General features: G+C 37.1%; 16 protein-coding genes. 2 read left to right on the top strand and 14 right to left on the bottom strand.

Going from position 1 to position 19,571, the window contains the following annotated elements:
* Nucleotides 1-83: 83 nt before the first annotated feature.
* Together EGT49_RS06140 and hutI are read right to left on the bottom strand one after the other, a co-directional pair.
* Nucleotides 84-842, bottom strand: coding sequence for an AfsR/SARP family transcriptional regulator (locus EGT49_RS06140; protein ID WP_135372572.1), 759 nt, complete (start codon nucleotides 840-842; stop codon nucleotides 84-86).
* Between the two features lie 847 nt (nucleotides 843-1,689).
* A complete protein-coding gene (gene hutI / locus EGT49_RS06135; protein WP_135372570.1) occupies nucleotides 1,690-2,955 on the bottom strand; it encodes an imidazolonepropionase in 1,266 nt (421 codons plus the stop codon).
* A 195-nt stretch (nucleotides 2,956-3,150) separates the two neighbouring features.
* Here hutI and EGT49_RS06130 point away from each other — a divergent pair, with 195 nt between their 5' ends.
* A complete protein-coding gene (locus EGT49_RS06130) occupies nucleotides 3,151-5,172 on the top strand; it encodes a urocanate hydratase (protein WP_135372568.1) in 2,022 nt (673 codons plus the stop codon).
* 120 nt (nucleotides 5,173-5,292) lie between these two features.
* Here EGT49_RS06130 and EGT49_RS06125 read toward each other — a convergent pair whose 3' ends face one another.
* Nucleotides 5,293-6,762: a glycoside hydrolase family 1 protein gene (locus tag EGT49_RS06125; protein ID WP_135372566.1), complete on the bottom strand. Its 1,470-nt coding sequence runs from the start codon at nucleotides 6,760-6,762 to the stop codon at nucleotides 5,293-5,295.
* A 155-nt stretch (nucleotides 6,763-6,917) separates the two neighbouring features.
* Between EGT49_RS06125 and EGT49_RS06120 the strand changes: the two genes are divergently transcribed.
* Complete coding sequence (locus EGT49_RS06120; RefSeq protein ID WP_135372564.1) at nucleotides 6,918-7,670, top strand: MurR/RpiR family transcriptional regulator; 753 nt, start codon at nucleotides 6,918-6,920, stop codon at nucleotides 7,668-7,670.
* A 682-nt stretch (nucleotides 7,671-8,352) separates the two neighbouring features.
* Here EGT49_RS06120 and EGT49_RS06115 read toward each other — a convergent pair.
* The 11 genes from EGT49_RS06115 to EGT49_RS06065 all read right to left on the bottom strand — a co-directional run bounded on the left by EGT49_RS06115 (nucleotide 8,353) and on the right by EGT49_RS06065 (nucleotide 19,504).
* Nucleotides 8,353-9,117 carry a formate/nitrite transporter family protein gene (locus EGT49_RS06115; protein ID WP_135372562.1) on the bottom strand — a complete coding sequence of 255 codons (765 nt, stop codon included), beginning with the start codon at nucleotides 9,115-9,117 and terminating at the stop codon, nucleotides 8,353-8,355.
* Nucleotides 9,118-9,259: 142 nt separating this feature from the next.
* On the bottom strand, nucleotides 9,260-9,964 hold the full coding sequence (locus tag EGT49_RS06110; RefSeq protein WP_167849771.1) for an ATP-binding cassette domain-containing protein: 705 nt from the start codon (nucleotides 9,962-9,964) through the stop codon (nucleotides 9,260-9,262).
* Nucleotides 9,961-10,872, bottom strand: coding sequence for an ABC transporter transmembrane domain-containing protein (locus tag EGT49_RS06105; RefSeq protein WP_135372558.1), 912 nt, complete (start codon nucleotides 10,870-10,872; stop codon nucleotides 9,961-9,963). Before EGT49_RS06105 ends, EGT49_RS06110 begins: the two co-directional genes overlap by 4 nt.
* 234 nt (nucleotides 10,873-11,106) lie before the next feature.
* Nucleotides 11,107-12,537, bottom strand: a complete 1,431-nt coding sequence (gene araA / locus EGT49_RS06100) for an L-arabinose isomerase (RefSeq protein WP_135372556.1) — start codon at nucleotides 12,535-12,537, stop codon at nucleotides 11,107-11,109.
* A 25-nt stretch (nucleotides 12,538-12,562) separates the two neighbouring features.
* A complete protein-coding gene (locus EGT49_RS06095; RefSeq protein ID WP_135372554.1) occupies nucleotides 12,563-13,291 on the bottom strand; it encodes an L-ribulose-5-phosphate 4-epimerase in 729 nt (242 codons plus the stop codon).
* On the bottom strand, nucleotides 13,284-14,894 hold the full coding sequence (locus tag EGT49_RS06090) for a xylulokinase (protein WP_135372553.1): 1,611 nt from the start codon (nucleotides 14,892-14,894) through the stop codon (nucleotides 13,284-13,286). The genes EGT49_RS06095 and EGT49_RS06090 overlap by 8 nt, the downstream gene beginning before the upstream one ends.
* A gap of 12 nt (nucleotides 14,895-14,906) precedes the next feature.
* Nucleotides 14,907-16,328: a sugar porter family MFS transporter gene (locus EGT49_RS06085; protein WP_135372551.1), complete on the bottom strand. Its 1,422-nt coding sequence runs from the start codon at nucleotides 16,326-16,328 to the stop codon at nucleotides 14,907-14,909.
* Between the two features lie 237 nt (nucleotides 16,329-16,565).
* Nucleotides 16,566-17,657, bottom strand: coding sequence for a GntR family transcriptional regulator (locus tag EGT49_RS06080; protein ID WP_135372549.1), 1,092 nt, complete (start codon nucleotides 17,655-17,657; stop codon nucleotides 16,566-16,568).
* A 353-nt stretch (nucleotides 17,658-18,010) separates the two neighbouring features.
* Nucleotides 18,011-18,697, bottom strand: coding sequence for a Crp/Fnr family transcriptional regulator (locus tag EGT49_RS06075; protein ID WP_135372547.1), 687 nt, complete (start codon nucleotides 18,695-18,697; stop codon nucleotides 18,011-18,013).
* A 22-nt stretch (nucleotides 18,698-18,719) separates the two neighbouring features.
* Nucleotides 18,720-19,274, bottom strand: a complete 555-nt coding sequence (locus EGT49_RS06070) for a ferritin-like domain-containing protein (protein ID WP_135372545.1) — start codon at nucleotides 19,272-19,274, stop codon at nucleotides 18,720-18,722.
* Nucleotides 19,274-19,504 carry a heavy-metal-associated domain-containing protein gene (locus EGT49_RS06065; RefSeq protein ID WP_135372543.1) on the bottom strand — a complete coding sequence of 77 codons (231 nt, stop codon included), beginning with the start codon at nucleotides 19,502-19,504 and terminating at the stop codon, nucleotides 19,274-19,276. The genes EGT49_RS06070 and EGT49_RS06065 overlap by 1 nt, the downstream gene beginning before the upstream one ends.
* Between the last annotated feature and the right edge of the window lie 67 nt (nucleotides 19,505-19,571).

The following is a 19,571-nucleotide window of genomic DNA, read 5'->3' as shown; positions in this document are numbered from 1 at the left end:
AAGACTATTTTTGCCTTGGTTCATACCATCTGACTGATGTCTTAGATCTATAACAAATTAACTTCACTATAATTACTATTAAATCAGTATTTCTCTTGACTTCTGGTAGAAATTTCACGTGTCTTTTCACTCGGTTGAATTCCGAGTTCTTCAGTTAAGATACTGGAAAGTTCGTAATAAACTTCGATAACTTTCCCATTACTGTTTTGGTCTTGATAAAATTGCATTAATAATTGGTAATTACGTTCGTCGAACTCGTCTAAAGAAATCAATCGGCGAATATTTTTTTCGACATCAATAAAATGTTTAGCTTCAATATCTTTGATAACTTTTTGATAACAAAATTGCATGAATTTTTGCTCATAAAAGTTACTCATTTTGGTTGACCAGAGATCAAAATTTTCCGAGTCTTTCAAGAAAAATCCTTTTAAGAATTCATCTTGATATTCGTCGAGGTTATTCTCCGGATCAGACATAAAGGTTGCAACGTCACTTTGAACAACTAAAGCTTCGTTCAGCTGTAAAATTGACTTGTTAGGTGAAACTATATACTCAGCGTCCAAGGCTTTATTAGCTTGGTAAATGGTATTACGAAGGTTCTTGCGAGCACTTTGTTCGGATTTATTAGGCCATAATAATCCAGCAATTTCATCCCGGCTGATTACGGGATTGACTGCTAAATAATAGAGTAGTGCATTAATTTTAGAAAATGAGAAAAATACTGGTTCGTCTTCAAGATAAATTTGAGGATTACCAAATAATTTAAATTTCAAAATCTTGCGCATCGTTTCATCCCCTTTGGTTGTTATCAATCTCATAATTAATTTTACGATATTGACCATACAAAGACTACCACGTTTTGAAATCGGTTACATTATTTGGGGAGGATTATTTCTATTTTTTGGTTAGTGGTTGATTGCCGTCTTCCGCAACAGCTCTGGGAAACGCTGGAACGCTGTGGACGCAACTTGAAGCCAATTTTTAAGCCCAAAAATTGTCTCCAAGATTGGTCTTTCACTAAACGCTAAAGCGTTAAGAGAAATTTCGCAGCTGAATTTCCCAGAGCTGTTACTCCAGACTAAATAACAAGTTTTATTATTTATTTCACTTAATTCAGAAATTTAGATGGAACTTATCCTGACTCTATTTTATTAATACAGATGTTCCACTAACATTCAAATACTCCGGTACAAAGAATCAAAGTTTGCTTTGATTAAGCAATCTTTTTGTTCACAGCATCAATTAATTGATAATTATATTTATCAAATTCTTTTTTTAAATTCTGAATTCTTCAAATCTTTTCTTAGTCCATCATCGAAATCAACGCTATTTTGAAGCATATTATAATGACATTTTCCTAATTTCACAAAAAACAGCATCTATCTTTTATACGCATTAACTCATTTCTTACGTATACAAAAATAGATGCTGTTACTTTTTAAATAATTACAAAAAATCCTGAATAGAACAATTATCCCTAAATCATTAGAAAGAAATAAACCATAGAACCACTATTCAGTCTGGAGCAACAAACTCGATTTGGGCTCAGTGGTGAAATTTCTCTTAGCACTTTATTTTAGTGAAAGGCCGAGCTTGGAAATGCCGCGCACTTTGCGGTAGTTTCAAGTCGTGCCCACCACGTTCATTCCAGCCCAAAATCGAGTTTGTTGTGGAAGACGGCATACTTAATTAAACTAGTTGTCTATCTTGAACGACTAATTTTCCGTCTTTATAGACTGATCCTACTAAATTGGTTGCGAAGAAGTAGAATGGATAATCGATATTTGGAGCGTCGAAGATGGTGATGTCGGCGTTCTTTCCTTCATCGAAACTTCCAATTTTGTCGGCTTGGCAAACTGAATAAGCGGCATTGATCGTTACGGCATTGAGAATTTGGATTGGTGTTAATTTCATCATGAAACAGCCTAATTGCATGATGAACTGCAAATTGGCGGTTGGGCAACTGCCGGGGTTGCTGTCGGTTGTTAGAGTGATGGCCATGCCTTTTTCGATCATCTTTTTGGCTGGAGCGTAAGTGTCTTCCATCAAACTGAAAGTTGTCCCTGGTAGTAAGTTTCCAATCACGTGAGCTTGGCTTAGTTTATCGATGCCTTCGTTGGTGATCATCATCAAGTGTTCTGCACTAGTGGCATTTAGTTCAGCGGCAACATCAACGCCGCCGATTGAGTCGATTTCGTCTGCGTGAATTCTCAATTTGAAGCCTAAGTCTTTAGCTGCTTGTAACAAACGTTTTGATTGAGCTGCTGTGAAGACGCCGGTTTCGCAGAAAATATCGCAGAATTCTGCTAAGTGTTCTGCTTTAACTTTTGGCAACATTTCTTCGATGACCAAATCGATGAATTCGTCACTCTTACCTTTATATTCTGGTGGAATCGCGTGGGCTGCCATGAAGGTAGAAACGAGGTTAATGACATGATCTTGGTTGAGCTTTTCGACTACTTTCAACTGACGTTCTTCGGTTTCCCAATTCAAACCGTAACCACTCTTAGCTTCAACGGTTGTCACTCCATGAATGACCATTTCGTTCAACAAGTCGTTGGTCTTGTTGTACAATTCATCAAAACTTGCTTGGCGAGTCGAATTAACGGTACTCAAAATTCCGCCACCTTGAGCCAGAATGTCCAAATATGGTACTCCGTTTAGTTTTTTGGAAAATTCATTTTCTCGACTACCACCATAAACTAAATGAGTATGACAATCGATCAAACCTGGAGTGGCCATCTTACCAGTGTAATCAATGATTTCTGTCTTATCGTCGATCAATTCGGCAGCGGGTTTTCCAGAATCAATTTTTAAAATCTTCCCGTCTTTAATTGCAATATAACCATCTTCAATAATGTTAGCTTCACTCATCTGGGAACCTCTCAACGGATGTCCCTTGTCGATTGGTGAAAAAATCTGCTTAAAATTAGTTAGAATTTTATCTGCTTTCATCACAAACACTCCTAATTCTAGTTTTTCTTCATTCTACTGGCTATTTGTCAAATTTCTGTCAAAAATATTGTAAGCGTTATCCAAAAGCTTCTGCAGCAACTTTTTTATTTAATAGACTGTCCATTGACTGTATCTAGATATAATTCAAATTGCAGCAGCACTTAATGATGAATTCAGTACTGGGAGGTTAACATAATGATCGATTACAAAAATGAAGATGCTATTACAATTCAACTCGATGATGTATTACCAGAAAAAACCGTTTTCCAAGAAGGAATTAGACGTGCTCCAGATAGAGGTTTCCGTTTAACAAAAGATCAAACTGAACTCGCTTTGAAGAACGCTTTACGTTACGTAAATCCTAAATTCCACGACATCGTGATTCCAGAATTTTTAGAAGAATTGAAGACTCGTGGTCGTATTTATGGTTACCGTTGGTATCCAAAAGAAAGAATCTACGGTAAACCACTCGACGAATATAAGGGAACTTGTACAGCTACTAAAGCTATCCAAGTTATGATCGACAACAACTTGAATTTTGACGTTGCCCTTTATCCATACGAATTAGTTACTTATGGTGAAACTGGTTCAGTTTGTGCAAACTGGATGCAATATCAATTGATCAAGAAATATTTGGAAGTTATGACTGACGAACAAACATTAGTTGTTGAATCAGGTCACCCACTAGGGCTTTTCAAATCAAAGAAAGATGCTCCAAGAGTTGTCATCACAAACGGACTATTAGTTGGTGAATATGACAATATCAACGACTGGGAAGTTGCCGAAGAAATGGGCGTAACTAACTATGGTCAAATGACTGCCGGTGGTTGGATGTATATCGGCCCACAAGGTATCGTTCACGGTACTTTCAATACCCTTCTAAATGCTGGACGTCTCAAATTAGGTATTCCTGACGATGGTGACCTAAAAGGTAAACTATTCATTTCTTCCGGACTCGGTGGTATGAGTGGTGCTCAAGGTAAAGCCGGTGAAATTGCTAACGCCGTAGCTATCATTGCCGAAGTCGACAAATCAAGAATTGACACTCGGATGGAACAAGGTTGGGTAAGTAACTTGGCTGAAACTCCAGAAGAAGCTATCAAGATTGCTCAAGAATACCTCGATAAGAAAGAAAAGACTTCAATTGCTTATCACGGAAACATTGTTGACTTACTAGAATACGTTGATAAAAACAACATTCACGTTGATCTATTATCTGATCAAACATCATGTCACAATGCTTACGAAGGTGGCTACTGTCCAGTTGGCATCAGCTTCAATGAAAGAACTGAACTCTTAGCAACTGACAAGCCTAAATTCCGTAAGTTAGTTGATGAAACACTTCACCGTCACTTTGAAGTTATCAAATCCCTTGTAAGTAAAGGTACTTACTTCTTTGATTACGGTAACTCCTTCATGAAAGCTGTTTATGACTCTGGCGTTAAAGAAATTTCTAAGAATGGTATCGACGACAAAGACGGTTTCATTTGGCCATCATACGTTGAAGATATCATGGGACCTATGCTCTTTGATTACGGATATGGCCCATTCCGTTGGGTATGTCTAAGTGGTAAACACGAAGATCTTATCGCAACTGACCATGCCGCAATGAGTGCTATCGACCCTAATAGACGTTATCAAGATCGTGATAACTACAATTGGATTCGCGACGCTGAAAAGAACCAACTAGTTGTTGGTACTCAAGCACGTATCCTCTACCAAGACTGTATCGGTCGTATCAATATCGCCTTGAAGTTCAACGAATTAGTTCGTGAAGGCAAGATTGGTCCAGTTATGCTTGGACGTGATCACCACGACGTATCAGGTACTGATTCTCCATTCCGTGAAACATCAAATATCAAGGACGGAAGTAACGTTTGTGCTGACATGGCTACACAATGTTATGCCGGAAACGCTGCCCGTGGAATGACAATGATCGCCCTTCACAACGGTGGTGGAGTTGGTATCGGTAAGTCAATTAACGGTGGATTCGGATTAGTCTTAGACGGTTCCGAAAGAATCGATGAAATCATCAAATCAGCTATTGCTTGGGATACAATGGGCGGAGTTGCTCGTCGTAGTTGGGCAAGAAACGAACACGCCATCGAAACATCAATTGAATATAACAAGACTCAAAATGGCTCAAGTTATATCACAATTCCATACCTAGCAGACCAAGACAAAGTTGATAAAGCAGTTGCTACACTATTCAACTAAATAAGCGTCACCCAACAAGTTTTGCCTTATAAATTACAAACTATTTTAGTTTTCACACCCTCCTTCATAAAACACAAATAAAGAGCTAGCGAATAATTATCCATTCACTAGCTCTTTTTATTATTCATCCAAAGCTTTCCCATTAGTCTCAATAATTCTCTTCATCCAATTATAAGACTTCTTCGGTGTCCGCTTCAAAGTACCATTTCCTTTGTCGTCCATATCAACGTAAACAAAGCCATAGCGTTTCTTCATCTCACCAGTTGATAAGGAAACTAAATCAATTGGTGCCCACATTGTATAGCCTAAGCAAGGTACGTGATCGAGATTGATGGCGTCGGCCATAGCACTAAGGTGATCTTTCAAATAATCGATTCGATAATCATCTTCGACGTAGCCATTTTCATCCGCCTTATCGATTGCACCCATTCCGTTTTCAACAATAAAAATTGGTTTTTGAATGCGGTCGTAAATTTCATTCATCGTATATCGCAAACCTAATGGATCAACTGGCCAGCCCCAAGGTGTTTCCTTCAAATAAGGATTGGAAGAGCCACCGACATTGAACCAGTCATCACCCGCTTTGGTCGTACTGGAACGATAGTAACTAAAGGCAATAAAATCAAGTTGCCCTTCTTTGAGAATTTTCTCATCGTCAGCTTCCATCTGCAAATCTTTAACGCCATGACGGTCCCAAATCTCTTGAGCATATCTAGGATAATAACCGCGACCCATGACATCGATAAAATACCAATTCTCACGATTTTCTTGCAAAGAATGGAACATATCTTCCGGCTTACAAGTAGCAGCATAGGCCGCGCTCATTGCAAACATCGTCCCAAATTGACTATCGGGCATTAATGCATGACCCATTTTTACTACCTTAGCCGAAGCGACAAACATATTGTGATCCGCTTGATAACGATCTTGACCAAATGAATTATGCACACCAGTTGGGCCAAACCCACGCACAGCATTGATTTCATTAAAAGTGAGCCAATACTTACAACGGTCGCCAAAGTGTTCAAATAAGACTTTAGCGTATTTTACATAATCGTCGATCACGCGTCTTGAATTCCAACCATCATATTTTAAGGCTAAATTAACTGGCATTTCATCGTGGCAAATTGTAATCAGCGGTTCCATATTATACTTAGCCATCTCGTTAATGACATTGTCATAAAATTTTAAACCAGCTTCATTTGGTCGATCTTCTTCCCCAGTTGGAAAAATTCGACTCCAAGCAATTGAGAAGCGATAAACGTTGAATCCCATGCCAGCCATCAGTTTAATGTCTTCTTTGTAGTGATGATAAAAATCAACCGCCTTGTGACTTGGATAATACTGATCATCTAAAAATACTGGTTGAGCATCTTTAGGAACAGGATCTGCCAAAATAAAGGAACTGTTAGGCTCAATAATCGTACCATCGGGCATTTTCATTGTGTGATGGCGTGGCTGCTCCTTAGACCCATCAGTTTCATAATCGTGTGATGAAATTCCACGTCCACCTTCGTCAAAACCACCTTCATATTGGAAGTCGGCAGTTGCGCCACCCCAGAGAAATCCTTTTGGTAATTCTTTTGACATATTGTTATCCTCCTGACAATTTTATCATTTACTTTTGATAATTTTATCTTAGAATATCCATCAGCTTATTGTCAACAATATTGTTAGATTTAATTGACAATATTTTCATCAACAAGTAAAGTTAACTTAATTAATTTCCCTGGAGTAAGTAAATCATGAATATTATCGACAACATTAAAAAACAACAAACCAACTTCTCTAAATCCGAACAAAAGGTCAGTAACTACATTGTTGAGCATCCCAAAAATATCGAAACTTTCACCATCACCAAATTAGCCGCTGAAGCCCAAACGTCAACTTCAGCCGTCTTGAGATTTTGCCAAACGCTCGGTTTTCAAGGTTACAAAGATTTCCGTTTCGAGGTCATTCACTTCTTGCACAGCAGCAAGCAAAAAAAAGATGCCGACAGTCTAGTCAGCACCTTTTTAAGCGATTATGTCAAAGTTATCAATCAGATTTCACAAGTCGACCAAAGTAAAATCGACAATTTAATCAGCTGTTTAATGAATGACGAATTAAATTATTTATTAGGAACTTACTATTCATCATTTCCCGCCAAAGAATTGTATTACGGCCTATCCGATTTAGGCAAACCATCCCTTTATTCAAGCGACTACATCAACTCATCCCACGTTGCCTTAACGATGACTGAAAAATCAACCTTAGTACTCTTTTCAGCTAGCGGCAACAAGCGAGATTTCGTGCAGTTCTTACCAGATGTTGTCAGCAATATGCCTAAGAATTCCTTCTTAATAACAACCAATCCCAAAGCTGAATTAACAAAGGTTTTCCCTGATACAATCGTGCTCCCCGGATCAACCTTCGCCAGTCGTTCATTCACAGACGGCCAATCGATCCCAATTGTTTTCGTGGAGTTGATTTTGAGCTTGATTCACGAAAAGCTGTAAAACCAAACTTCTATTTTGAGGTAGTGGTTGGATGCCGTCTTCCGTAACAGCTCTGGGAAACGCTGGAACGCTGTGGACGCAACTTGAAGCCAATTCCAGACCCGGGAATTGTCTCCAAGATTGGTCTTCTTGTAAATGCTAAAGCATTAACAAGAATTTCACGGCTGAGCATTTCCCAGAGCTGTTACTCCAGACTAGAATGAGGATCTATGCGTTATTTCAATAAATTCCGAAATGGTAAACATGTCTTCTTGAGATGATCATTGAACTGATTTATAGTCTGGATACATTATTAATTTTTTTCTCATTAGAATAAACAAGGATGCTACTAAAATTGCAGTAATTTGCTGCAACTTAGTAACATCCTCTTTTTTAACCATAATTATTTCATTTTTGAATGTTCCAATTTGATGAATCAAAGTACCAGAACTAAACCTAAACAGAATTACTATTCTTAATCAAATGGAAAGCAAATAAACAATAGAATCAGAATTCAGTCTGGAGCACAATCCCTGTGATGGCTCAGCCGCCAAATTCTTGTTGGTGCTTTAGCACTTACAAGAAGGCCAATCTTTGAGATTTTTCCGAACTTGAAAAAGCTCAAAGTTGTGCCGGCAGCGTTCCAGTCCATCACAGGGATTGTGCGGATGACGGCATCCTGCATCTATCAAAATAAAGAATCTTAACCCTTCTTTTGATAACTCAAATAGTAAAATCCAGCCACAAAAATCGTACCACCGATAATATTGCCCAGATAAACTGGTATCAAGTTTTGGATAAACAAACTCCAAGTACTGCCACCTTCAAAAATAGCTGCAGGAATAATGAAACAGTTAGCAATACTATGTTGGAAACCGATAGCCACAAAAATCATAATTGGGAACCAGATTCCCATGATCTTGCCAGCGGCATCCTTTGCCCCGAAAGATAACCAAACGGCTAATCCGACTAACCAGTTACAACCAATTCCAGAAATAAAAGCTGCTAGAAAACTAGCACTGGTCTTACTTGCAGCCGCAGCAATCACAGTTTGTTGAAATGGTGCTGCATGCGTTAACCCGACTACATGACCAAAAAAGTAGGCTACAAAAACTGCTCCGAGAAAATTAAATAAAGTGATTATCGCTAAATTTTTCAAATAGTCCATAATCGAAGCTTTTTTAGCAAAAATAGCTGATCCAACTGCCATCATATTTCCTGTCGCCAGTTCCCCACCAGCTAACAAAATAATGATCAAACCAATCGGAAAGACAGTCGCTCCTGCAAAAGCTTTTACACTCGCTAGGTCTTTAGGAATCGAAGCACTAACTCTGACGTAAGCTAAAAAACCAATCGAAATCATTGCTCCACCAATAAAGCCAAGAATCATCTTGGCAATCAGTGATTTTTTCAATTTACCCACGCCGGCATTGATACTTTTCTCTAAAATCTCTTCAGGCGTAAACATATTATTTCTCCCATATATTCATTTGTTGCATTAAAGATAGCTTGTTTCACGAACTAAGTCAACGGGATTTTTGTAGATTGTTCGGATAATGTGTTTGCATTAATTTTGTTGTTTTAGGAATGATTTCTTGAATATAATTAATTCATTCAGCAAGATTAATATGTTTATTGAATAATTTGAGTATGCTTTGATCAATACTGTGCGTAATCACAAATAAGGTTAAATCTTTATTTCTAACGAGAATATTCATTACCTTCTCAGCATTCTTCTTATCCAAAGCCGAAGTTCCTTCATCAACTATCAAAACTGGCCGTTCTCTGATAAAGAATCTCGCCAATGACACTCTTTGTAATTCACCACCGGATAAAGTTTCACTTTCAGAACTAATCACGGTATCTAAGCCTTTTGGCAGAGTTGAAACTTTCTGCGTTAACTGTGCTTTTTGAATCGCCATCTCTATTTGCTCAGACGTGTAATTTTCAGTGGATAAAGTAATATTTTGAGAAATAGTATCGTTAAAGATATGATATTTTTGCGGTTGTATTCCAAATATCTTTAGAAAAGAAACCTTATTAAAACTGGAGTATTCAATTCCATTCAACTTTAATGAACCAGTATAATTACTCATTCGACCAGTCAAAAGGTTTATCAGTGTTGTTTTGCCACTTCCACTTGGTCCAGTTATTACGACTTTATCCCCTTTATTTATACTAATATCAGGATAATTTATTTGCGTACCATTCTCATAGGTATAAGCTAAATTACTCAATTTAATATTCTTTATATCTTTCAATGCCGCTTGATTATTTTTCTTCTCCGAATCGTTAACGTGAACATTCTTGGTCAAGGATTCAATTTTATCTTTAATTGAAGCCCCAGACTGTAAAAGAATAATACTATCGGTGCTACAGAAACCGCTCCAAACAGCTGAAAGGCTAAATTTCCGGCACTCATGACAACACCGATTGAAACTATACCTCTAATTGCCAGATAACCAGCTAAGGCGATTATCATGGCTTGCGCTGCTATATTGACAAAGGCTCCCAGTTGAGCAGCAGTCTGCTGTGCCTTTTTTTGGTCAACATATGAATCCTCCAAATTGTGAAACTGGTGATGAGTTTGATTCCACAATTGGAAAAGAGCATTATTCCACAATAAATCTTTGTATCCCTTTGTCCAATCATTTAATTTCTTTAGTAGTTCATCATTTCTATTAGAAATGTTCTTCGTTGTTGTACTCAATTGCTTACCAACAAGTTTTGGTACGAACAACAAACAAATCGTCATCACAATTGATAAAACTAAGAGTGACCAATGCAGATAAACTAGGGCGATAGCTGAGAAAACAATCCCAAAGATACAATTAAATAATTTGTAGAAGCCTTTTAAATATTGCTGATCGAACAAGAGTACATCATTCGTGACTACATTGATCATCTTATCAGCATCCAAATTTTTTTCTAAGGCAATGGACATTTGATTTTTCATATACTTTTGACGTATATCGTGATTTTCCTTTTGAATCAGTTTCTCTTCTAGCACATTAGTATAGTAACCAGTTACCCAGTGAACTAAGTATCCTAAAAGCATTAGTGCTAATAACAATAGGAAAAGTTTTACTTTCCGATCAACAATTGTGTTAATCGCATAAATCAGTATCAAATTAGCAACTGTTTCTAGAGCATTTGTAGCAATCGTTAAAACGGTTACCAGCAAGATAAAAATTGGATGTTTCTTAATCATTTTCTTTATCATTTGTATCTTGGCTTCTTTCTGAATATTAGTATCTTTTTTAATATCCTAATTTATTTCTAATAATAATCCAAAAAAATAAAAAATAAACCCTTTATTCATTTATCATTTTGAGTATAATTGCTGTTATCTACGTTATAAGCCGTTATATACATATGATATTTTTGATTAAAAGTATATTAAAAAACCATCGAGTATCCTACTTTCAGATACTCGATGGTTTTTTTAACTGATAAATTACTTCAAATTCAAGTTCTCATAATTCAATCCAAACATTTTACTTAAATCCGTTACTTGTTCAGAATCTACGGCAAATGATAGAACCGTATGGTGCCCACCACCAGCAGTTAGCCATTCTTCAGCGCCTTTTCTCCAACCTTGTTTAGGGGTCCAAAGTTGTTTGGCAATTGGTAGATGTGGTGTCTCTTTTTCTGGCTTGTTTCCTTCAACATCGTAAGATATCAATTTGAACTCTTTACCAAAATCAGCCATAGTTACATCAATTGCATCCCCTTGTGAACCGGTAAATACTAGTCTTGCAGGGTCAGCTTTGTTACCAATATCTAATGGATGTACTTCAACTCTTGGTTTTGTAGAAGCAATTGTAGGATCAACCTCCAACATATGTGAACCTAGGATAGCTTCGTGTCCTTTACGTAAATCTAGAGTGTAATCTTCCATGAAACCAGTTTGCTTATTGTGAGCAACAATCTTCAACAATCTGTCTAAAGCAGCAGTCTTCCAATCACCTTCACCTGCAAATCCATAACCTTCTTTATTCAAAAGTTGAACTGCTAGTCCAGGTAATTGTTCCAAGCCTTCTAGGTCTTCGAAGTTTGTAGTAAAGGCTGTATATCCACGATCATCCATAAATTTCTTAATACCGAAGTACTCTCTGATTTGATACTTAGTGTTGTATTCAAATTTTTCAGAGTCATTGTCACCCTCATTGAAGTCATATTCTTCTTGCAATTCTTTATACTTGCTATCAATATCTTTCTCTGAAACGGCATTAACTTCTTTAACTAAGTCGGCAACGCCCCAATAATCAACTGTCCAGCCAAATTTAATTTGAGCTTCAATTCTGTCACCATCAGTTACAGCAACATTTCTCATCTTGCCACCAAATGTGACAACTTTGATATTAAACGATTCATTATAAGCAACGGCTACATCCATCCATTTAGCAATCGATTTTTGAATATCTTCGTCACCCCAGTAACCAGAAATAATTTTATTATTCTTATGTAAACGGGCATTGATAAAGGCATATTCACGGTCACCGTGAGCTGATTGGTTCAAGTTCATATAGTCAAAATCAATCGTATCATATGGAATGTAATTTAGTTTTTGTGTAGCTAGATGTAACAATGGTTTTTGCAATAATTTAGTTCCACGAATCCAGTTTTTGGCTGGTGAGAATGTGTGCATCCAAGTGATAACCCCAGCAACTTTGTCGTTGTAGTTAACTTCTTTCATGATCTTAGTGATACTCTCAGCAGTTGTAGCAACCAACTTAAATTTAATAGGATAAGGTAATTGTTTTGATTCATTCAACTTATCAACAATCTCTTTGGCATCACTTTCAACAGATTTCAAAGTTTCAGGTCCGTATAAAAATTGACTTCCAGTAATAAACCAAAATTCATAATCTTTAATATTTTTCATAATATTTTCTCCCTTTTTTAGTTGCTTAAATCTTTTTAGCATGTGTTTTTGATTTTGCATTATTTTGTCCGTAATAAGCATTTTTACCGTGTTTGCGATAATAATGTTTATCTAACAAATATTGAGGTACCCGAATGTTATCTCTAGTCAGTTGCAAAGCATGGTAACTAATTTCGGCAGCTACTTCCAAAACTTTAGCGTTATAAACAGCTTTGTCCGGTGTCTTGCCCCAAGAAAATGGTCCATGTTGACTTACTAATACTGCTGGAATTGCCTCTGGATCGATTCCACGCTCTTTAAAAGTACGAACGATGACTTTACCAGTATTTTTCTCATAGCCTTCTTTTATTTCTTGTTCTGTCAATGGATCAGATACTGGGACATCACCATAAAATGTATCGGCATGAGTGGTGCTAGCAGCTGGAACGTCCATATTAGCGGAAGCAAAGGCTACTGCCCAAGGTGAATGTGTGTGAACGATCCCGCCAATATCGGGAAATTCATTGTATAAAACTGTATGAGTTGGCGTATCACTAGAAGGATTCAAATTACCTTCCACTACTTCACCTTTTAGATTAACAACGACCATATCTTGAGGTGTCAATGATCCGTATTCGACCCCAGATGGTTTGATAACAAATAACCCTTTGTCTCGGTCAATTCCAGAAACATTTCCCCAAGTAAATGTAACTAAATCTAAAGCTGGTAGGCGCATATTAGCGTCGTAAACCTCTTGTTTTAATTTCTCAAGCATTATTTTCTCCCTTCAAACTTCCAGCAACTTTTTCAATAGACAATCCTGATATGTATTGCTGTATAAATTCTTCATAACCCTTAGAACCTTCTGGTTCAGGACTCAGCGTCATACTTTCTGAATCCGTAAAGACGTTTTTATCCAAGTAATCACTCAATTTCAGACCATGATCATCTTTGGCATATAGTGCCAAAATAGCCATTCCCCAAGGCCCGCCTTCACTAGCGTTATCCATAACGGTGATTGGTAGATTCAAAGCATTTGATAAAACTTGTTGAGCCATTATTTGTGTTTTGAACAATCCGCCTTGAGCAATCATTACATCCGTTTTAATATCTTCTTCATTATTTAAAGAAGCCATCCCGATTTTTAGAGGAGCAAAAGCTGAATAAAGTTGTGTCAAAATAAAATTAGGTAAATTGAATTTACTATTCGGCGTTCTGACAAACAACGGACGACCATCTTTAATATCAGTAATATTTTCTCCCGATTGATATCCATAATTTACTAATCCACCGGCATTCGGATCAGATTTGGCCGCCTCCAAAAAAAGTGCTTCATACAATTTATCTGCGGGTAAGTGAACTCCCAATCTGGTAGCAAATTCTTTAAACAACCCAGCCCAAGCATTAATGTCCGATGAACAATTATTGACGTGAACCATCGCTACGGCTGAGCCATCAGGTGTCATAACGACATCGATATTGCGGTGAACTTTTTTCAATGGCTTCTCAAGTACGACCATGGAAAAAGCCGAGGTTCCAACAGAAATATTACCTGTGCGTTCACGAACACTATTTGTCCCTACCATTCCACTTCCGGCATCGCCTTCAGGAGGAGCAATAATGCTACCTGCTTCCAACTTGTTAGTAGGATCAAGCAAGCTAGCTCCTTGGGCGGACAACTTTCCAGCAATTTCACCTGCTTTTTTTACTTCTGGTAATAAATCTTCAATCTTCCAAGGATATTTTTTGACTAATTTCAAATTATTAAATTTATCTAGCATTTCTGGTGAGTAAGAACCAATCTTCTCATCAATTGGGAACATCCCTGATGCATCACCAATCCCTAAAACCTTGCTACCAGAAATTTTCCAAGTAACATAGCCAGCTAAGGTTGTTATAAAATCAACTTTTGAAACATGTGACTCATCATTTAAAACTGCTTGATACAAATGAGCAATGCTCCATCTTTGAGGAATATTAAAATTAAATTCTTTGGTTAACTTCTCAGCTGCATCTTCGGTAATGTTATTGCGCCAAGTTCTAAATGGTACTAACAGCTTGCCTGACTTATCAAAAGCCAAATATCCATGCATCATGGCACTAATACCGATTGAACCTATTTTGGTAATTGATTTATGGTACTTGCTCTGTATCTGCGCTGACATTTCAGAATAACTAGTCTGGATTCCTTGCCAAACATCCTCAAGTGAATACGTCCAAATACCATTTTGATATTGGTTTTCCCAGTTATAACTACCTGATGCGATTGTTTTAAAATCTTCTGTAATCAAAACTGTTTTGATCCTAGTCGATCCTAATTCAATTCCTAGTGAAGTATGACCTGTTTCAATTGCATTAGAAATATCAATTAAATTCATTCAAATCGCTCCTTAATAACTGTTTATAGTTGTTTTCTTCATAGATTTATTTTTGATATCGTTTTCTTTTGAAACGCCTAGTTTCTCAATTTCTTCCAATGTGTGTCCTTTAGTTTCTGGAACTCTAGTTCTAATAAATAAGACACCTAACAAACAAATGATTCCAAAAATGGCAAATACAATTTCTTGAGACATATTCTCGGTCATTATTGGAAACAACAAACCGATCAAAAACGATCCTATCCAATTTGCTGAAGAAGCAATTCCTGAAGCTTTTCCTCTAACAGCCAGTGGGAACATTTCTCCTACAATCACCCAAGTTAGTGGAGCCCAGGTAAATGAGTAAAAGGCTACGTAAATACATAAGAAGAGAACTATCATCATCGGACTCATGTTTGGAAATAGGAATTTTAGGATTACTGGGAGAATAAAGGACAGACCCATAACCGTTCCACCGAGCGTTAACAAAGTTCGACGATTAAATTTATCTGCGATAACTAAAAATAGTAGTGATCCCAATACCAATAAAATTCCCTGTACGATTGGCCACATTAAAACCGAACTTGCTGCTTTACCAGTGGCTTTTTGAATTATCAATGGAATGTAATAAAAGATTGCATTAGCACCTTGAAATTGCTGAAAGGCTGCCACACCGATACCGGCAATTACTAAATAACGAAATTTACCGCTGAATAGTGTTTTGATAGAAGTATCTTTTGAAATTTCTTTATCATTGAGGGCTGTTTCTTGAATATTTTTTAATTCTGGTTCAATTTGATCTGCTGGTCTAATGTATGAAAGAACTAATTTAGCTTCATCCAATCGATTGTTTTTAATTAAAAACCTAGGTGATTCTGGGAGTTTTAAAACACCTAAGAATAAAATAACTGCTGGAACAGCTGCCAAGCCTAGCATCAAGCGCCAAGCTAATTGTTCTGGAAGGCCTTTTAGTAAGAAGTCCATAACGTATGAAACCAACATCCCTAAACAAATCATGGTTTGATTGACTCCTGATAGTCGACCTCTCAAATTAGCCGGTGCCATTTCTGACATATAAGCTGGAACCAGTGCGGAAGAAGCACCGACCGCTAAGCCTAAAAAGATACGGACAACTATCAAATAATATTGGCCATTGTTAGGAGAGATACCTGACAAAACAGAACCCAGTGCGAAAACTAACGAAGAGATTAAAATCATCTTTCTTCTTCCCAATTTATCGGACCAATTGCCTGCTAAAGCTCCACCAAAAATAGCGCCAAACATTACAGCCGATGTAATCCAACCTACGACACCTGCACTATTCTGAAGATTCCAATCATGCTGTAAAAATGGTAAAGCACCGGTCATTACCCCGATATCATAGCCGAACAAAATCCCTCCAAAGGAGCCGAAAAAATAAATAAAGCCTTGTGGTATTTTTTTCTTAGTGTTCATTTAACCTTATCCTCCTCATTTGATCAGTCTTTAGAAAGCGCTTTCCTTATCAACAATGCTTATTTTAATTTATTTGTCCGTACAATTCAAGGACTAATTATCCTACTGTTCATTATTAATACGTATAAATAGTAATATAACGGTATTCGTCCGGATTAATTTTTTCAAATAAAAAAAGTAGCTATTCATCAAAGATTTGTCTATCTTCAATGAATAGCTACTTTTCTCTCTACTCAATTACTTATCGGAATTAATTTCTCTAGCAGATTCTCTCAACATAAGTTCAGGTTCATATTTAATGAATGGCGGTACTTTTTTTCCTTTCATCAAATCAAACAACATCTTAGCTGCTTGGCGTCCCATCTTCTCTTTAGGATGTTCAACTGTGCTCAATTTTGGAGCAATGTACTTGGACAATTGATAGTTATCAAAAGCTATTATTGAAATATCTTCTGGCACTCTCAAGCCTAAAGAGCGTATTAAGTCGATTAACTGTATAGCAAGTTGATCGTTATAGCATACAACTGCTGTTGGTCGATCTTCACGTTTGAAAATTTCCCCTATCCGTTTAAAAAGTGAATGTAAATTATCTGTAGATTGATACATAACAATTTCACTCAAATAAGAGTAACGGCTATGTGTCTGATAGGAATTCACATAACCATTCATCCGGTGAACTCCTTGACTGTCATCTATTTTAAATATTCCTAGAATCCGTTTGTGTCCCATTTTAAAAAGGGCATCAGTGACTGCCTTACCTGAAGCTACATCATCCATTTCAATATAATTGAATTTTAAACCAGGATAGTGTGAATTGATAAAAACTGTCGGTAAATTCGATTTCAATAAATTATCAAATAAATCCTTATTAGGATTACTCAAAGCACTCTGTGTCGGTTCAATAATCAGGCCCGAAATATTGCTGTTGAGCATCCCTTTTAAACTCGTTCGTTCCTTTTCGGGATCATTTTGCGTATTGCTGAGTAATATTGTATATCCTTCATTTGATATGTATCGATCGATTCCGGTAATTATATTAGGAAAAATATAGTCCGCAATATGTGTCGTTATAACGCCGATTTGTTTATTTTCTAGCGGTTCTCGCTTAATTTTCTTTTGCCAATCATCAACAAACATCCCACCACCTTGAACCGTGTAGATAAATTGTTCATGTTCAAGGTCGCTAATTGCCCGTCTGACAGTATATCGACTCACGTTATAGTCCTTCATCATCCTTGACTCTGTAGGTAATTTATCATTAATGGCATACGAACCTGCCAAAATTTTTTCTTTAATATCTTTTTTAATCATTTCGTATTTTGTTGCCATTAGTGAATTCCTCCGCTTTGTCAATATGATTTATCTATCTTTATTTTAGCATTATTTATTATTGGTACGGACAATTGTTGGCTTTTTTCGGGTATTAAAAAAGACCTTGGTAATCTTTTTGATTGCCTTGGTCTTTTTGGGTTTGGTTTTGTTTGGTTTAGTTAGTTTTTAGATAACCATGGTTCTATGCTGAATAACCATGGGTTCTGGCAATATAGTCAAAACGCGTTCCGGCCAACAGGAGGCAACATATAGCTACGCTTCCCAAATCGCCCGCAAGTTCGGCGGGCAATTCGTGAAGCTAGGCTATCTGCTGCCTCCTACCCGTTGGCTTCCACGCTCTCTAAAACGCTCTAATCTATCATCATCAATCGGTCTTCATCTAAAATCTTAAACTTATTATTACTGATCTTCTCAATCATACCTTGCTTAGCCAATGAGCTTAACTTTCGGCTAATTGTTTCGGGGGTAGTTCCTAGGTATGTTGCGATGTCTTTTTTCTTTAATGGTAAGGTGAAAACTTCTTCATCTAAACCGGCGCTTGTTTCTAACAAGTAGTTGGCCAATCGGCTTTCGACGCTGGCTGTTGTTACTTCAGCGGTTTGTTGTTCCAATTGGACGATTCTTCTACCTAGAGCATTGACCATATTTACTGCCAATGCTGGGGACTTTTGCATTAACCTTTGAAAGTCACTGCGGGAGATCTGACAAACTTCGGTATCCATTAGGGCTTGGGTAAAATTGTTATGTTCGGAGTCTGAGAACAAGGTGGCTTCTCCTTCAAAGTCGCCTGTCTGTAAAACTCTTAACATTTTTTCTTTTCCACCAGCGGATACTTGGAAAACCTTGGCTTGTCCATGAGCTACGATACTTAATGAATCAGCAACATCCCCAGCTGAAAAGATATATTCGCCATTTTTGTAATGATGATGTGTTACTAGAGTTGCCACTGTTTCAATATCTTCTTGCGATAAGGTATTAAAAATTGGAACTAATTGAACACAATCTTCAGCTGTGTGGTCATGCGCTAATTTAATCATTAACTATCTCTCCTCAATTTAATTAATCAAAATCTTCGTCGTCTTCTTCTTCAAAGCCTTCTTTAGCAGATTTACCAAGAAGTGCTTGGTAAACTCTGATTTGGTGGTTATTGAAGCCAAGTAATTGAACCAATACTTGAGCCATGAATGGACGATCTTCGTTTTCTGCCAACTTGATAGCACGTGTAATAAACATGTTGTCAGTAGCAAAATCATTAACGATTGTTTGAATCATATCTTCAGCCTTCAAATACTTGTTCTTACCGTCTTCTTCAAGCATTGAGTAGTCTGAATATTCCTTCATTGTTGATGGTGGCAATTCACCTTCGTCTAACAATTCATCAGCAATCTTATCATACCAAGCGTTGTTTTCGTCAATTGTTTGATTTAAAACATCTTTATAAGAGTTAGCATTAGGACCCTTGATGAACCACTTGATTTGGTGCAACTTGATGTTTAGTAGAAAATGATTAGAAACAATATGTCCTGTCATTGCTCCTGCGGTTGGTTTGTGGTGATCTGCATCGGCTTGTTTTTGTTCTGCAGCGAACTTTTCATCGATTGTTAATTCTGTCATTACTTGCTCTCCTTAACCTTAACTTTTTTAACTTCATAACCTAAATCTGTAATTACATCTGAAATCTTGTCTGCTGAAGTTTTACCTTCATCAAAATCTGCTCTAACTTTACCAGCGTTGAAGAGGACCTTGACATTTGAAACGCCATCTTGGTTTTCAACACCCTTTTGAATCTTTGTTAAACATGATGGGCATGTTAATTCACCTAATTGTAAAATTGCTTTTGCCATAATTGATTCCTCCATATATTCTTGATCTTCGCTAATATCGTCGATACTCACGAGCTATAAATGCTCC

The sequence above is a fragment of the Companilactobacillus suantsaicola genome (assembly GCF_004745525.1).
Classification (GTDB): domain Bacteria; phylum Bacillota; class Bacilli; order Lactobacillales; family Lactobacillaceae; genus Companilactobacillus; species Companilactobacillus suantsaicola.
The sequence above is the reverse complement of the archived record's forward strand: the minus strand, read 5'-3'. Positions and strand labels throughout refer to the sequence as shown.

Coding starts and splice junctions, on each gene's coding strand:
- EGT49_RS06140 (WP_135372572.1), bottom strand. CDS start 842: ATGGTCAATATCGTAAAATTAATTATGAGATTGATAACAACCAAAGGG.
- hutI (WP_135372570.1), bottom strand. CDS start 2,955: ATGAAAGCAGATAAAATTCTAACTAATTTTAAGCAGATTTTTTCACCA.
- EGT49_RS06130 (WP_135372568.1), top strand. CDS start 3,151: ATGATCGATTACAAAAATGAAGATGCTATTACAATTCAACTCGATGAT.
- EGT49_RS06125 (WP_135372566.1), bottom strand. CDS start 6,762: ATGTCAAAAGAATTACCAAAAGGATTTCTCTGGGGTGGCGCAACTGCC.
- EGT49_RS06120 (WP_135372564.1), top strand. CDS start 6,918: ATGAATATTATCGACAACATTAAAAAACAACAAACCAACTTCTCTAAA.
- EGT49_RS06115 (WP_135372562.1), bottom strand. CDS start 9,117: ATGTTTACGCCTGAAGAGATTTTAGAGAAAAGTATCAATGCCGGCGTG.
- EGT49_RS06105 (WP_135372558.1), bottom strand. CDS start 10,872: ATGATAAAGAAAATGATTAAGAAACATCCAATTTTTATCTTGCTGGTA.
- araA (WP_135372556.1), bottom strand. CDS start 12,537: ATGAAAAATATTAAAGATTATGAATTTTGGTTTATTACTGGAAGTCAA.
- EGT49_RS06095 (WP_135372554.1), bottom strand. CDS start 13,291: ATGCTTGAGAAATTAAAACAAGAGGTTTACGACGCTAATATGCGCCTA.
- EGT49_RS06090 (WP_135372553.1), bottom strand. CDS start 14,894: ATGAATTTAATTGATATTTCTAATGCAATTGAAACAGGTCATACTTCA.
- EGT49_RS06085 (WP_135372551.1), bottom strand. CDS start 16,328: ATGAACACTAAGAAAAAAATACCACAAGGCTTTATTTATTTTTTCGGC.
- EGT49_RS06080 (WP_135372549.1), bottom strand. CDS start 17,657: ATGGCAACAAAATACGAAATGATTAAAAAAGATATTAAAGAAAAAATT.
- EGT49_RS06075 (WP_135372547.1), bottom strand. CDS start 18,697: ATGATTAAATTAGCGCATGACCACACAGCTGAAGATTGTGTTCAATTA.
- EGT49_RS06070 (WP_135372545.1), bottom strand. CDS start 19,274: ATGACAGAATTAACAATCGATGAAAAGTTCGCTGCAGAACAAAAACAA.
- EGT49_RS06065 (WP_135372543.1), bottom strand. CDS start 19,504: ATGGCAAAAGCAATTTTACAATTAGGTGAATTAACATGCCCATCATGT.